The following is a 13,944-nucleotide window of genomic DNA, read 5'->3' on the forward strand; positions in this document are numbered from 1 at the left end:
GCGTCGTTGCAGCCCAAAGCAAATCCTCACGACCTTCAAGGTCGCTCCGGTTTCCTTCGGGCGCCCGCGCCTCGCCTGATGGCCCCTCGCGACGCTTGCTCAATCACGAATCCTTTATCTCAATGACCACTTCTGCCATTCCCATGAGCCGCCTCGAACGCCAGCTGGAACGCCTGACCGACGTGCCTGCCTTTGCCCGTCCGTGGTTCCGCAACGTGGTGCTGCGTCGTGCCGTGCCTTTTATCGGTACGGCAGGCATTGAGTTTGTGCACATGGGGCGCGAGCGGGTCGAGGTGGCGCTCAAGAACGAGAAAAAGGTGCAGAACCACATCGGTGGCATTCACGCCTCGGCCATGAACCTGTTGGCTGAAACCGCCACTGGCATGGTGGTGGGCATGAATGTGCGCGACGACTGCGTGCCGCTGGCCAAGGAGCTGAAGATGGCGTTCAAAAAGCGCGCCACCGGTGCGCTGCACGCCGTCGCCAACCTCACCGATGAGCAGCGCGCGGCCATGCAGGCCAGTGACAAGGGCGAAGTCAACGTCGCGGTCACGGTGACCGACGAGGCCGGTGTGAATCCGGTGGAATGCGAATTTGTCTGGGCCTGGATTCCCGCTGGCCCACGTAAAAGTTAACCGAGAAATCGAAGGAAATCATCATGGCCAAACAAGTCCAGGAAGCCTATATCGTTGCTGCCACGCGCACGCCCATCGGGCGATCGCACCGCGGTTTTTTCCGCAACATGCGGCCCGACGATCTGCTCGTCAAGGCGCTGCAGGCCGCACTCGCCCAGGTGCCGTCGCTGGACCCGAAGGCGATTGAAGACATCATCTGTGGCTGTGCCATTCCAGAAGGCCCGCAAGGCCTGAACATCGCGCGCATCGGGGCGGTGCTGGCCGGCCTGCCAACCAGCGTGGGCGGCATCACGGTGAACCGTTTCTGCGCGTCGGGCCTGTCGGCGGTGCAGATGGCTGCCGACCGTATCCGTGTGGGCGAGGCCGATGTGATGATCGCCGCCGGCACCGAGAGCATGAGCATGGTGCCGATGTCGGGCAACTCGCCGTCGCTCTCCCCCCAGATGTTTGCCAACGATGAAAACGTCGGCATCGCTTACGGCATGGGCCTGACCGCCGAGAAGGTGGCGCAGCAGTGGAAGGTCTCGCGCGATGCGCAGGACCAGTTCGCGCTGGCGTCGCACCAGAAAGCCATCAAGGCCCAGCAGGCGGGCGAGTTTGCGAACGAGATCACCCCGGTGGAAGTGACCGACCGCAGCCCGAATCTGGAGACTGGCGAAGTGGTCACCAGCACCCGTACCGTGAGCCTGGATGAAGGCCCGCGCCCCGACACCTCGCTCGAAGGTCTGGCCAAACTCAAGACGGTGTTCGCAGCGCGCGGCTCGGTCACTGCCGGCAACAGCTCGCAGACCTCTGACGGCGCCGGCGCGCTGATCCTCGCCAGTGAGAAGGCGGTGAAGGACTTCGGCCTCAAGCCGCTGGCACGGTTTGTCAGCTACGCCTCCAAGGGCGTGCCGCCGCACATCATGGGCATCGGCCCGATCGAGGCGATTCCCGCCGCGCTGCGCTACGCCGGCCTCCAGCAGGACGACATCGATTGGTTTGAACTGAACGAGGCCTTCGCGGCCCAGTCGCTGGCAGTCATGCAGACGCTGGGGCTGGACCCGGCCAAGGTCAACCCGATGGGCGGCGCGATTGCGCTGGGCCATCCGCTGGGCGCCACGGGTGCGATTCGCGCGGCGACCGTCATTCACGCACTGCACCGCCACCAGCTCAAGCGCGGCATGGTGACGATGTGTGTGGGGATGGGACAAGGCGCCGCCGGCATCTTCGAGCGGGTGTGACGGCTACTGCGCGGGCGCATTGCGTCGTTGCAGCCCAGAGAAAATCCTCACGACCCGAAAGGTCGCTCCGGTTTTCTTCGGGCACCCGCGCCTCGCACGGTATCCCGCTCGCTACGCCGTGAAGGCCGAGGTCTTTGAGTCAGTTGTTCGGAGGTAATCATGCAGACACAGACGCTCAACACAGGAACAGCGCAGATTTCCCTGCGGGTGTATGACACCACGTCAGCGCCCCACACCAGCGTGGTGATCGGCGGTGCCATGGGCGTGAAGCAGTCCTATTACGCGCCTTTCGCCGAGTGGTTGTCGGGCCAGGGCTTTCGCGTCACCACGTTTGATTACCGCGGCTCGGGTGACTCGCCCACTGACACACCAAATGGCGGTCTGCGCGGCTTCAAGGCCGATCTGCTGGACTGGGCGCGCGATTACGAAGCGGTGGTCGATGCGGCCAAGGCCGCCTTGCCGGATGCACCGCTCTATCTGCTGGGCCACAGCCTCGGCGCGCAATTGCCGGGCTTTCTGCGCAACCAGCACAAGGTGAGCGGGCTGGTCAGCATCGCTGCCGGCAGCGGCTACTGGCGTGATAATGCGCCGCAATTACGTCGCATGGTGCTGTATTTCTGGTACGTGCTGGTGCCGCTGGCCACTCGGTTGTGCGGCTACTTTCCCGGGCGCTCGCTCCGCAAGGTGGGCGACCTGCCTGCGGGTGTGATGTTGCAGTGGCGTCGCTGGTGTCTGAATCCCCAATACAGCGTGGGTGCAGAAGGCGAGGCGGCCCGGCGCAGCTATGAACAGGTCACCTTCCCGGTGCAGGCGGTGGCCATCACCGACGACGAACTGATGACCTGGCGCGGCACGCAGAACCTGATCAACCTGTATGCCAACGCGCCGCGCAGCGTGGAGCGCATCGCGCCGGCCGATGTGAAAGCGCGGCGCATCGGGCATTTCGGCTTCTTCAGGGAACAGTTCAGCCAGACACTCTGGCCGCATGCCCGGCGGATGTTTGAGCGCATGGGCAGCGTCGCAAACACGACTGCCTGAGACCCGATGGAGGTCTGCTTGAACCGCACGCTGCCGCACAATTGAGGCCATGGCAACACACCCCTTCGACCGCGCCATTGGCCTGACTGCAGCAGCCGAACAGCCGAACACCTGGCACGGGCACAGCAGCCCGGACTACTGGAACATGGTGGGGCCGTTCGGCGGCACCACAGCTGCCACGGCGCTACAGGCCGTGTTGCAGCACCCGGCGCTGCTGGGCGAGCCGATTGCGCTGACGGTGAACTACGCCGCTGCCATGGGCGAGGGCCCGTTTACCGTGGTCGCCGAGCCGGTGCGGACCAACCGCTCGACGCAGCACTGGCGCATCAGCCTGATGCAGGACACCTCCGGCGAGGCCATCATGACGGCGACCGCCGTGACTGCGGCGCGGCGCGAAACTTGGGGCGTGAACGACATGCCGATGCCTGCGGTCAGCCCGCCTGACGGTTTGCCGCGCCTGCAGTTCTCAACCTCGGCCTGGACCCAGCGCTACGACATGCGTGCCGTGCGCGGCATGATTCCGCGCGACTGGAACGGCGCCTGCCAGGGTGGTGACCGGCCTGAAGAGGCCAGCCTCACGCAGCTGTGGGTGCGCGACGACCCGCCGCGCCCGCTCGACTTCTGCGCACTGACGGCCATGTCCGATGCCTTCTATCCCCGCGTCTGGCTGCGCCGTGCTGTGCGCGTGCCGGCGGGCACCGTCTCCATCACCACCTACTTCCATGCCAGCAGCCAGCAACTGGCCGCCTGCGGCGACGGCTACCTGCTGGCGCAGGCGCGCGGGCAGGTTTTCAACAACGGATTTTTTGACCAGACCGCGCAGATATGTAGCGCGGCTGGCACACTGCTGGCCACGAGCAGCCAGATGGTCTACTACAAGGAATGACGTGCCGGCCACCGCTACTTTGACGCCTTGCCCACTGACTGCCAATCACTTTCCCTATACGGACCCACCATGAGCACCACCTCCAGCATTCCCGAAATCCTCAGCCATACCGACAACGGCGTGCTCACTCTCACGCTGCACCGCGTGGACAAGAAAAACTCCATCACCGCCGCCATGTATGCGGCGATGGCCGATGTGCTGGAAGGTGCACGCGCTGACGACTCAGTGAGCGTGCTGGTGATTCAGGGGCACGAGACCATCTTCTCGGCCGGCAACGACATTGGTGACTTTCTGAACAACCCGCCGTCCACGCCCGAGTCGCCAGTGTTCCGCTTCCTGCGGGCGATCAGCACCTTCCCCAAGCCGCTGGTGGCTGCGGTCTGCGGGCCAGCCGTTGGCATTGGCACCACGCTGCTGCTGCATTGCGACCTGATCTACGCGGGCGACAACGCGGCGTTTGCGATGCCTTTCGTCAACCTTGGCCTGTGCCCCGAGGCGGCCTCCAGCCTGCTGGTGCCGCAGTTGATGGGTTATCCGCGTGCGGCCGAGGCCCTGCTGCTGGGCGAGCCCATCACTGCTGAAACCGCGCTGGAGATCGGCATGATCAACCGCATCGTGCCGCCCACCGAGGCCAACGCGCTGGCGCAGGCACAGGCCCGCAAGCTCGCGGCCAAGCCGCTGACCTCGCTGATCGAAACCAAGCGCCTGATGAAAAAGGGCAGCACGGCGCTGGTAGCCGAGCGCATGAACGAAGAAGCGGCCAGCTTCGGCCGTATGCTCAAGGAGCCCGCCGCCCGCGAGGCCTTCACCGCTTTCATGCAGAAGCGCAAGCCAGATTTCTCTGCACTCTGACCGGGGCATCTCCCCGGGCTTGTTGCAGAGTGCATGAGCCACAATCACAGCATGACCAAAACGACCGCGAAAAGCGCTCACACGGGGCCGCTGGCCCCTGTGGAATTTGAAGAAGATTTCATTGCCGGGCTTCGCCAGCTGTTTGAAGAAAAGATCGCCTTCAACCACCTGCTGGGCCTGCGCATCACATCGCTGACAGCTGAACGGGCCACGGCGCGCATCGACATGCGACCCGATCTGGTGGGGCACTACGCGCACAACCGCATTCACGGCGGCGTGATTGCGGCAGGGCTGGATGCCATGGGCGGGCTGGCCGTGATGGCCGCCATCGGCGCCCGGCACATGGACGAGGCGCCGGCGCAGCGCCTGCACCGCTTTGCCAAACTCGGCACCATCGACCTGCGCATCGACTACCTGCGCCCGGGCATCAGCGACCACTTTGAGTTGCGCGCCGAGGTGTTGCGTCTGGGTTCACGCGTGGCCAGCACGCGCATGGAATTTCTGGGTGCCGACGGCAAACTGTTCTCGACCGGCGCAGCCGCTTACATCGTGTCCTGAGCGCCGCGGCGCTCAGCCTCACGCCGAGGCTTGGGTCAGTGCAAGGCTTGGGTCAGGGCGGCCACCCGGGCGGCATGAATCTGCTCCCCGATCTGCCGGCCATCCTGCCCTGCGGCCTGTGCGGTTGCTGCCACCTGGTCTGTGGGCACCGACTGGGCGACAGTGAGCGCATCCAGCAGCTTCTGGCGCTGTGGGTAGGGGGACTCTTCCAGCCCGAGCCGCCCGCGTGCATCGCATTCGCAGGCCAGCAAAATATCGGCAAAACGCTGCGGCTTGCGGAAGGCGTCGCAGCGCTCCAGCAGCCGCACCAGCGCTGCGGGGGTGAAGTCGAGGCAGCGGTGGATGTTGCCGTGCTCCCGCGCCACCACGTCGGCGATCTCGCGGCACTCCACCGGCACACGCAGGCGGTTGCACACATCCTTGAGCAGGCGCGCACTGCGCTCTTCGTGGCCGATGTGCCGTGGCAACACATCAGCGGGCGTGGTGCCTTTGCCCAGGTCGTGGCACAGGCAGGCAAAACGCACCGGCAGCGGCGCGCCCAGGCGGGCCGCCATGTCCAGCACCATCATCAGGTGAATGCCGGTGTCTACCTCCGGGTGGTAGTCGGCACGCTGGGGCACACCCCAGAGCCGCTGAACCTCTGGCAACAGGCGCTGCAGCGCGCCGCAGTCGCGCAGCACCTCGAACATGCGTGAAGGTTTGTCGGCCATCAGCCCGCGTGAGAGCTCCTGCCACACCCGCTCGGGCACCAGCGCATCGACCTCGCCATCGGCCACCATGTGCTGCATCAGGTCCCGGGTTTCAGGTGCGACGGAAAAATCCGGAAAGCGCGCGGCAAAGCGCGCCAGTCGCAGGATGCGCACCGGGTCTTCACGGAACGCATCGGTCACGTGGCGCAGCACTTTGGCAGCAAGGTCCTGCTGGCCGTTGTAGGGATCGATCAGCGCCGCTAGGTCGGCGGTGGACGGCGATGCGCCTGCTGGAGCCGCAATCGCATTGATGGTCAGGTCGCGCCGTGCCAGGTCCTGCTCCAGCGTGACGCCGGGCTCGGCGTGCACTGCAAAGCCGCGGTAGCCACGGGCGGTCTTGCGTTCGGTGCGGGCGAGGGCGTATTCCTCGCGTGTGTCGGGGTGCAGGAACACCGGGAAGTCCTTACCCACCGGCACGTAGCCCTGTGCCGCCATGGCTTCGGGTGTGGCGCCCACGACCACCCAGTCGCGGTCTTGCACCGGCAAGCCCAGCAAGGCATCGCGCACCGCGCCACCGACCATGTAAATCTGCATCGAGGCAGTTTAGCGGCTCAAGGTACTTGCTGAAGGTGATGTCTTAGGGGCAATAGCCTAGTACGCGATCACTGAAACACCGGCCGGAAGAAGCTGCGCTCGTAGCTGAGGATGCAGCGGGTTTCTTCCGCGTACTTGAACGCCGCCTGGCAGTCCGGGTCGGCGAAAGATCGCTGGCGATAGCTTTCGTAAGTGGCCAGGCTCTCGAAGGTGAACAGCGCCAGCGCAATGTTGTTGGCGCCCTCCGACGGCAGGAAGTAACCGTGGTGCTTGCCGCCGAACTTCTCGACCAGCGGTATCCACAGCTTGCCGTAGTGTTCGAACTCTTTGAGGCGTGTGGGGTCCAGCACGTAGCGCAGGTAAATGGTGACCATGGGCGTGGAAGTCCTTCAGGGGCGTTCAGGGCTTGAGGCGGTAGGGTTCTTCGAAATCACGGAAGTCGTTCTCCGCGAGTGCATCGTCGATCCACGCCTTCACGCCGGGGAGAGCGGCTACGCGGGAAGCGTAAGCGGCAATGTCGGCATCCACGGGCAACCCATAGGTGCGAAGCCGCATGCACACCGGTGCAAAGAAGGCATCGGCAATCGTGAAACCGCCAAACAGCAGTGGCCCACCGTGTTCAGCCAGCAGTTCGCGCCACATGGTGGTCAAACGCGCCACGTCAGCGCGCACCGCCGGTTTGTCGCGCCAGATCAGCTGGCCAGTGGTGGCCAGATCGGCCTCGATGTTCATCGGGCAGGCCGCGCGCAGCGCGCCAAAGCCGCTGTGCATCTCGGCGCAGATGCTGCGGGCCCGCGCACGTGCTTTCACATCGGCAGGCCACAGGTGTTTTTCCGGGAACTGCTCGGCCAGGTACTCGGTAATCGCCAACGTGTCCCACACCATGAAGCCGTCGTGTTCCAGCACCGGCACCTTGCCCACCGGGTTCACGCTGGCAATCTTCTGTTTGAAGGTCGATGTGGGGTCGAAGGAGTCAAAGCGCAGCTTGATCTCCTCGAACGGAATACCCGCCTGCTTGAGTACCACCCATGGGCGCATGGACCAGGACGAATAGTTCTTGTTGCCGATGTAGAGCTTGAGCATGGGATCTCCGGTGAGCAGTGTGTGACAGCGAAATCAGAATCGACTGCCATGCTAACGCGGCCCAGCCGGCGCATTGATGCCGAAAAAGCCGGGAATTGATGAGGACCCAGACCTGCGGTTGCGCGTCAGGGACGGTCCTTCGATACCTCAGGACAAACGGTTCGTAAGATGACGGCAGAGACATGTCTTCACTAGCTGAGCCGTGGAACCGGCTCTGCCGGGCCACAGGCGGGCGGCCCCCTCGGGGGGCAGGGAGTTACGCGAAGCGAACGACCGTGGGGGCTCCAGTTCCAGCGTGGGGGCTAAAACCTTCCAGCAGTTTTACGCTTCGCCATCAACCCGCTGCGCAGACCCTGGTCGCCCAGGTAAGAGGGCCCAATCGCCTCCAGCGACGACGGCACAATGCCCAGCGCCTGCAGGCCGGGCAACTGGTTGGAGGCCACGTTGTCGGTCTGCATGGCGTCGAGGTTGTCGCGACTCATCAAGGGGTCGCCCGGGGCCAGCTCCATCAGCCGGGCCTGAATGCGCGCCAGTGCATCGGGCAGCGGCAACACCGGCCGGCCCTTGCCGCCGTTGATGCCAGCGTACTGGCCAGCCAGCTCGACCAGTTGCTTGAGTGTGTAGACATCGGGTCCGCACACCTCGAAGGTCTGGCCAATGGTGTCGGCGTCCTGCAGGCAGCTCACCACGGCACCGGCCACGTCTTCCACCCACACCGGCTGGAAGCGCGCGCCCGCCGAGGCCAGCGGCACCACCGGAAAGATCTGCTGCAGGCTCGCGAAGGTGTTGAGAAACTTGTCTTCGGCGCCAAAAATTACGCTGGGGCGCAGCACCGTCACGTCGAGGCCTGCCTCCTTGAGGATGGCTTCACCACGGGCCTTGCTGCGCTGGTACATCGAGGCCGAGCTGGCCGAGGCGCCCAGCGCGCTCACGTGCACCAGGCGGCGCGTTCCCGCCGCCTCACAGGCCTTGGCAATCGCCAGTGGCAACTGCACATGGGCTTTCTCGAACGCCGCTTCAGTGCCGTGCAGGATGGCCATCAGATTCACCACCGCGTCGTGGCCTGCGACCAGCGCGGTCAGCGCGGCGGCGTCGTGGACATTGACCTCCACCACATTCACCAGCGGCAGCATCAGGAGATGGTTGGCCCGCTCGCGGCGGCGGGTGGCCACCGTCACGCGGCATTGCAGCCGGGCGAGTTTTTCACACACATGGCGCCCGACAAAGCCGGTGCCCCCCAGAAGAAGTACGTTGTTCATAAAGCCCCATCCGGCCTCTCGGCCAGACTTCCAATGTCAATTTCAGTTGCGGACAATTTTCCGTGGCTTGCCGTCGTCGTCAATCGCCACATAAGTCAGGCTGGCTTCAGTGACTTTCACATACCGGCCCTGCGCGCGGAAGCGTTCGGCGTACACCTCGACCTGCACCGTGATGGAGGTGTTGCCGATGCGCGTGACGCTCGCAAAAAACGACAGGATGTCGCCCACACGCACCGGCTGCTTGAAGATGAACTGGTTCACCGCCACCGTGGCCAGGCGCCCGTCAACATGGCGTGCGGGTACCACCGAGCCGGCCAGGTCGACCTGCGCCATGACCCAACCGCCAAAGATGTCGCCGTTGGCGTTGCAGTCGGCCGGCATGGGAATGACCTTGAGCACCAGCTCCTTGTCGGTCGGCAACTCCACGGAGCCGGTCGCGGCGCGGGTGTCGTGCGGAATGCTTGTTTCAGGGGACATAGGCACAATCTGTGGAAATTGAGTAAAACACCAATAGAAATGATTGTCGCCCATGCGCTCCCGTGCTTCCACTGTTGAATTCACCCCGCCCGTGCCGGCGAATGGCGCGCCCGCCGCGCCGCAGCGCACACGCTCCGATGCGGACACACTGAAGAAGCTGTTTCCCTACCTGTGGGAGTACAAATGGCGCGTGCTGGCGGCGCTGAGCTTCATGGTCGGCGCCAAGCTGGCCAACGTGGGCGTGCCGCTGCTGCTGAAAAACCTCGTGGACACCATGAACGTCAAGGCCACCGACGTGCAGGCGGTGCTGGTGGTGCCCGTGGCACTGTTGATCGGCTACGGCCTGCTGCGCCTGTCGACCACGCTGTTTGCCGAGCTGCGCGAGCTGGTCTTTGCCAAGGCCACTGAAGGTGCGGCGCGGCGCATCTCGCTGGAGGTGTTCCGCCACCTGCATGCGCTCAGCCTGCGCTTTCACCTGGAGCGGCAGACCGGCGGCATGACGCGCGACATCGAGCGCGGCACACGCGGCGTGCATTCGCTGATTTCCTATTCCCTCTACAGCATCGTTCCCACGCTGATCGAAGTGACGCTGGTGCTGGTCTTGCTGGCAGTGAAGTTCGACGCCTGGTTCGCCGGCATCACCGGCATCGCGCTGGTGTTCTACATCTTCTTCACCGTTACGGTGACCGAGTGGCGCACCCAGTTCCGCAAGACCATGAACGAGCTGGATTCCTCGGCGCACAGCCGGGCGATCGATTCACTGCTGAACTATGAAACCGTCAAGTACTTCAACAACGAGGAATTCGAGGCGCAGCGCTACGACGAGAACCTCAAGCGCTACCGCAAGGCGGCCATCAAGAGCCAGAACACGCTGAGCCTGCTCAACACCGGGCAGCAGCTCATCATTGCGATTGGTCTCGTGGCCATGCTGTGGCGTGCGACGCAGGGCGTGGTCGACGGGCGCATGACGCTGGGCGATCTGGTCATGGTCAATGCCTTCATGATCCAGCTATATATTCCGCTCGGGTTTCTTGGCGTGATTTACCGCGAGATCAAGCAGAGCCTGACTGACCTCGACAAGATGTTCCTGCTGATGGAGCGCGAGCGCGAAATTGCCGACATGCCCGGCGCCCAGCCGCTGCGCATTGAGTTCACGCCCGCTGTCCGCTTCAAGGACGTGAGCTTTGCCTACGACCCGGCGCGGCCCATCCTGCACGGCGTGAGCTTCGACATTCCACCGGGCAAGACGGTGGCGGTGGTGGGGTCGTCAGGGGCTGGCAAGTCCACGCTGGCGCGCTTGCTGTACCGCTTTTATGACATTCAGCAAGGGCAGATCACCATTGCCGATCAGGACATCAAGCAGGTGACCCAGGCCAGCGTGCGCCAGGCGATTGGCATCGTGCCGCAGGACACCGTGCTCTTCAACGACACGGTGGAATACAACATCGCCTACGGCAAACCGGGCGCGACCCATGCAGAAGTGGAAGAGGCCGCCCGCTCTGCGCGCATCCATGACTTCATTGCGTCGACGCCCCAGGGCTACCAGACCATGGTCGGTGAGCGCGGGCTGAAGCTCTCGGGCGGTGAAAAGCAGCGCGTGGCGATTGCCCGCACGCTGCTGAAGAACCCGCCGGTGGTGATTTTTGACGAGGCGACGTCCGCGCTGGACTCGGCCAACGAGCGTGCCATTCAGGCTGAACTGCGCACCGCCGCGCAGAACAAAACCACGCTGGTGATCGCGCATCGACTCTCGACGGTGGTGGACGCGCATGAGATTCTGGTGATGGACGGCGGCCGCATTGTGGAGCGCGGCACGCACACGCAGTTGCTCGCGATGGAAGGCGCTTACGCCCGCATGTGGGCGCTGCAGCAAAGCTCGCCTGACGCCTGACGCCCAGCTGAACGCCTGAAGCGACCCATGGAATCCCCGTAGGCGGGGGCTGGCACGGTAATCGCATAATCCGCCCATGGAAACCAAATGGCTGGAAGATTTCGTCAGTTTGGCTGAAACCCGCAGTTTCAGCCGCTCTGCCCAGTTGCGGCATGTCACGCAACCCGCGTTTTCAAGGCGCATTCAGGCGCTGGAGGCATGGGCAGGGACTGATCTGGTGGACCGCAGCTCTTACCCCACGCGGCTCACGCCCGCCGGTGAAACGCTGTACAGCCAGTCGCTCGAAATGCTGCAGGGCCTGCAGTCCACGCGCGCCATGCTGCGTGGCCACACCTCTGCGGCGCAGGACGTGATCGAGTTTGCGGTACCGCACACACTGGCCTTCACGTTTTTCCCGGCCTGGGTGAGCAGCCTGCGCGAGAAGTTCGGTCCCATCAAAAGCCGCCTGATTGCCCTGAATGTGCATGACGCCGTGCTGCGTCTGGTTGAAGGCAGCTGCGATCTGCTGATTGCCTACCACCACGACTCACAGCCTTTCCAGCTGGATCCCGACCGATACGAGATGGTGTCGCTGGGCCAGGAGCTGTTGGCCCCCTTTGTGCGGGCCAATGCGGCGGGCGAACCCGAGTTCAGCCTGCCGGGCAAGCCCGGTCAGCCCTTGCCCTACCTCGGCTACGCCCCCGGCGCCTACCTGGGCCGCATGGTGGACATGATCCTCAAACAATCGAGCACCGCCATCCATCTGGACCGCGTCTACGAGACCGACATGGCCGAAGGCCTGAAGGCCATGGCACTGGAAGGGCACGGGATTGCCTTCCTGCCGCTGAGTGCGGTCAAAAAGGAGCTGCGGGCCAAAAAACTCGTCAGCGCCGGTTCCAATCTGGAAATGACCATGGACGTGCGGGTTTACCGGGAGCGACCCACCTCCAAGGAAGGCGCCAAAAGCCATGCCCAGGCCTTGTGGGCCTACCTTCAGGCCCAGAGCAACAGCAAGGAAAAAGTACTCAGCCGCAGCAGCCTTCTGGGGACCGCCCGCTGACCCTGCCGCACACGGCGGGGCGGGAGCGCTCTCGGTGCATTAGTAGTAACCCTTGCTGGTTATAAGCAAAATGCATCAAAGCTCGCTGAAATGGCATTGGTGTTTTGACATTCGCAAACTTACAGTTCGTCACGTTCCCAATTTGATGGCTTTTCGTGGCCCTCGTGATCCCTGTGACCCCTGTTTCTTCCTTTCCTGCTCGTTCCCCCTTGGCTGAAGCCTCTGCGACAACCCGTACAGAACACGACTTTCTGGGCGAAAAACTCATCCCGGCGCACGCGTACTGGGGTGTGCACACCGCACGGGCGGTCGAGAACTTCCCGATTTCCGGCACGCTGGTTTCGGCCATGCCAGACATGGTGCGCGCCTTTGGCTTCGTGAAAAAGGCCGTTGCCCGCGCCAATTCCGAGCTGGGTGTGCTTGATCACAAGCGAGCCAGCGCCATCATGAGCGCCTGCGACAAGCTGGTCGGCGGCCAGTACCACGACCAGTTCGTGGTGGATGTGATCCAGGGCGGCGCCGGTACCTCCACCAACATGAATGCCAACGAGGTGATCGCCAACCTCGCGCTCGAAAAGCTTGGCTACGAAAAGGGCCGCTACGACATCCTGCACCCCAACGACCATGTGAATGCGTCGCAGAGCACCAACGACGTCTACCCGACCGCCATGCGCGTCGCGCTGTGGTCGGCCATTGACCGCCTGCTCGCCTCCATGGCCACCTTGCGCCGCGGGTTCGAAGCCAAGGCCACCGAGTTTCAGGATGTGCTCAAGATTGGCCGCACCCAGTTGCAGGACGCTGTGCCGATGACCCTGGGGCAGGAATTCCTGACCTATGCCGTCATGGTCGGGGAAGACGAGGCCCGCCTGCAGGAGGCCCGCGCCCTGATTCAGGAAATCAATCTTGGTGCCACCGCCATTGGCACCGGTATCAACGCGCCGGCCGGCTATGCCGAACTCGCCTGCAAATATCTGGCCGAAGAAAGCCGGATTCCGGTGGTCAAGGCCGCCAATCTGATCGAGGCGACGCAGGACACCGGTGCTTTTGTGCAGCTGTCCGGTGTACTCAAACGCATTGCCACCAAACTCAGCAAGATCTGCAACGACCTGCGCCTGCTCTCCAGCGGTCCGCAAGCCGGTTTTGGCGACATCCGCCTGCCACCGCGCCAGGCGGGCTCGTCCATCATGCCGGGCAAGGTCAATCCGGTGATTCCGGAAGTCATGAACCAGGTGGCTTTTGAGGTGATTGGCAACGACATGACCGTCACCATGGCCTCCGAGGCCGGGCAACTGCAGCTCAACGCCTTCGAACCCATCATGGGCTGGAGCCTGTTCAAGAGCATTGAGCACCTCAGCCAGGCCTGTCTCACGCTGCAAACCCACTGCGTCGCCGGTATTGAGGCCAACCACGAACTGCTGGCCAAGCGGGTGCGCGAGTCCGTCACGCTGGTGACCGCCCTGAACCCCATCATTGGGTATGAAAAGGCGGCCCTGATTGCCAAGACCGCTATTGCCAGCGGCGCGCCGATTGCCGAGATTGCCGAGTCGCTCGGCATCATGACCCAGGCCGAGGTCGAGGCACTGCTGGTGCCCGACAAGCTGACGCAGCCCTTGCGGCTCGTCGCCTGAGTCAGCGCTTGGCACAAAGACTGCTACAAGGATTGATCGTGATGTTCTGCCCCGCCGATTGCGCCCTGCGCGCACCAGAAGCGAGACCCGCT

At 63.8% G+C, this 13,944-nt stretch carries 14 protein-coding genes; 9 read left to right on the forward strand and 5 right to left on the reverse strand.

The window, feature by feature from the left end:
- The first annotated feature begins 122 nt into the window (after positions 1-122).
- The 6 genes from AAG793_RS10690 (at position 123) to AAG793_RS10715 (ending at position 5,192) form a co-directional block, all read left to right on the forward strand.
- Positions 123-635, forward strand: coding sequence for a DUF4442 domain-containing protein (locus AAG793_RS10690; protein ID WP_341907951.1), 513 nt, complete (start codon positions 123-125; stop codon positions 633-635).
- A gap of 23 nt (positions 636-658) precedes the next feature.
- Entirely contained in the window at positions 659-1,858 is a 1,200-nt protein-coding gene (locus AAG793_RS10695; protein ID WP_341907954.1) for an acetyl-CoA C-acyltransferase, read from the forward strand.
- 159 nt (positions 1,859-2,017) lie between these two features.
- Positions 2,018-2,896: an alpha/beta fold hydrolase gene (locus tag AAG793_RS10700; protein ID WP_341907956.1), complete on the forward strand. Its 879-nt coding sequence runs from the start codon at positions 2,018-2,020 to the stop codon at positions 2,894-2,896.
- Between the two features lie 49 nt (positions 2,897-2,945).
- Complete coding sequence (locus tag AAG793_RS10705) at positions 2,946-3,782, forward strand: thioesterase family protein (protein ID WP_341907958.1); 837 nt, start codon at positions 2,946-2,948, stop codon at positions 3,780-3,782.
- A gap of 69 nt (positions 3,783-3,851) precedes the next feature.
- The gene (locus AAG793_RS10710) at positions 3,852-4,634 is read left to right on the forward strand and encodes an enoyl-CoA hydratase (protein WP_341907960.1); all 783 of its coding nucleotides are present in this window, start codon (positions 3,852-3,854) and stop codon (positions 4,632-4,634) included.
- A 51-nt stretch (positions 4,635-4,685) separates the two neighbouring features.
- Positions 4,686-5,192, forward strand: coding sequence for a thioesterase family protein (locus AAG793_RS10715; protein WP_341907962.1), 507 nt, complete (start codon positions 4,686-4,688; stop codon positions 5,190-5,192).
- 35 nt (positions 5,193-5,227) lie between these two features.
- On the opposite strand, the gene AAG793_RS10720 is transcribed toward AAG793_RS10715, so the two are convergent.
- The 5 genes from AAG793_RS10720 to AAG793_RS10740 form a co-directional block, all read right to left on the reverse strand.
- The gene (locus AAG793_RS10720) at positions 5,228-6,475 is read right to left on the reverse strand and encodes a multifunctional CCA addition/repair protein (protein WP_341907965.1); all 1,248 of its coding nucleotides are present in this window, start codon (positions 6,473-6,475) and stop codon (positions 5,228-5,230) included.
- A 68-nt stretch (positions 6,476-6,543) separates the two neighbouring features.
- Positions 6,544-6,849 carry an NIPSNAP family protein gene (locus tag AAG793_RS10725; RefSeq protein WP_341907966.1) on the reverse strand — a complete coding sequence of 102 codons (306 nt, stop codon included), beginning with the start codon at positions 6,847-6,849 and terminating at the stop codon, positions 6,544-6,546.
- A gap of 25 nt (positions 6,850-6,874) precedes the next feature.
- The gene (locus AAG793_RS10730) at positions 6,875-7,558 is read right to left on the reverse strand and encodes a glutathione S-transferase family protein (RefSeq protein WP_341907969.1); all 684 of its coding nucleotides are present in this window, start codon (positions 7,556-7,558) and stop codon (positions 6,875-6,877) included.
- Positions 7,559-7,860: 302 nt separating this feature from the next.
- Positions 7,861-8,817 (reverse strand): complex I NDUFA9 subunit family protein, encoded by a 957-nt coding sequence (locus tag AAG793_RS10735; RefSeq protein WP_341907972.1) that lies wholly within the window; start codon positions 8,815-8,817, stop codon positions 7,861-7,863.
- Between the two features lie 42 nt (positions 8,818-8,859).
- On the reverse strand, positions 8,860-9,294 hold the full coding sequence (locus tag AAG793_RS10740; RefSeq protein WP_341907976.1) for an acyl-CoA thioesterase: 435 nt from the start codon (positions 9,292-9,294) through the stop codon (positions 8,860-8,862).
- 52 nt (positions 9,295-9,346) lie between these two features.
- Between AAG793_RS10740 and AAG793_RS10745 the strand changes: the two genes are divergently transcribed.
- The 3 genes from AAG793_RS10745 (at position 9,347) to AAG793_RS10755 (ending at position 13,852) form a co-directional block, all read left to right on the forward strand.
- Complete coding sequence (locus AAG793_RS10745; RefSeq protein WP_341907979.1) at positions 9,347-11,185, forward strand: ABC transporter ATP-binding protein/permease; 1,839 nt, start codon at positions 9,347-9,349, stop codon at positions 11,183-11,185.
- Positions 11,186-11,261: 76 nt separating this feature from the next.
- Positions 11,262-12,224, forward strand: a complete 963-nt coding sequence (locus AAG793_RS10750; RefSeq protein WP_341907982.1) for a LysR substrate-binding domain-containing protein — start codon at positions 11,262-11,264, stop codon at positions 12,222-12,224.
- A 209-nt stretch (positions 12,225-12,433) separates the two neighbouring features.
- Entirely contained in the window at positions 12,434-13,852 is a 1,419-nt protein-coding gene (locus AAG793_RS10755; RefSeq protein WP_341907985.1) for an aspartate ammonia-lyase, read from the forward strand.
- Positions 13,853-13,944: the final 92 nt, after the last annotated feature.

Origin of the sequence: Polaromonas sp. YR568 (assembly GCF_943372955.1) — a bacterium.
Taxonomy (GTDB): domain Bacteria; phylum Pseudomonadota; class Gammaproteobacteria; order Burkholderiales; family Burkholderiaceae_C; genus Polaromonas.

Excerpts from the sequence above, each read along its gene's own strand:
- AAG793_RS10690 (WP_341907951.1), top strand. The coding sequence starts at position 123 with ATGACCACTTCTGCCATTCCCATGAGCCGCCTCGAACGCCAGCTGGAA.
- AAG793_RS10695 (WP_341907954.1), top strand. The coding sequence starts at position 659 with ATGGCCAAACAAGTCCAGGAAGCCTATATCGTTGCTGCCACGCGCACG.
- AAG793_RS10700 (WP_341907956.1), top strand. The coding sequence starts at position 2,018 with ATGCAGACACAGACGCTCAACACAGGAACAGCGCAGATTTCCCTGCGG.
- AAG793_RS10705 (WP_341907958.1), top strand. The coding sequence starts at position 2,946 with ATGGCAACACACCCCTTCGACCGCGCCATTGGCCTGACTGCAGCAGCC.
- AAG793_RS10710 (WP_341907960.1), top strand. The coding sequence starts at position 3,852 with ATGAGCACCACCTCCAGCATTCCCGAAATCCTCAGCCATACCGACAAC.
- AAG793_RS10715 (WP_341907962.1), top strand. The coding sequence starts at position 4,686 with ATGACCAAAACGACCGCGAAAAGCGCTCACACGGGGCCGCTGGCCCCT.
- AAG793_RS10720 (WP_341907965.1), bottom strand. The coding sequence starts at position 6,475 with ATGCAGATTTACATGGTCGGTGGCGCGGTGCGCGATGCCTTGCTGGGC.
- AAG793_RS10725 (WP_341907966.1), bottom strand. The coding sequence starts at position 6,849 with ATGGTCACCATTTACCTGCGCTACGTGCTGGACCCCACACGCCTCAAA.
- AAG793_RS10730 (WP_341907969.1), bottom strand. The coding sequence starts at position 7,558 with ATGCTCAAGCTCTACATCGGCAACAAGAACTATTCGTCCTGGTCCATG.
- AAG793_RS10735 (WP_341907972.1), bottom strand. The coding sequence starts at position 8,817 with ATGAACAACGTACTTCTTCTGGGGGGCACCGGCTTTGTCGGGCGCCAT.
- AAG793_RS10740 (WP_341907976.1), bottom strand. The coding sequence starts at position 9,294 with ATGTCCCCTGAAACAAGCATTCCGCACGACACCCGCGCCGCGACCGGC.
- AAG793_RS10745 (WP_341907979.1), top strand. The coding sequence starts at position 9,347 with ATGCGCTCCCGTGCTTCCACTGTTGAATTCACCCCGCCCGTGCCGGCG.
- AAG793_RS10750 (WP_341907982.1), top strand. The coding sequence starts at position 11,262 with ATGGAAACCAAATGGCTGGAAGATTTCGTCAGTTTGGCTGAAACCCGC.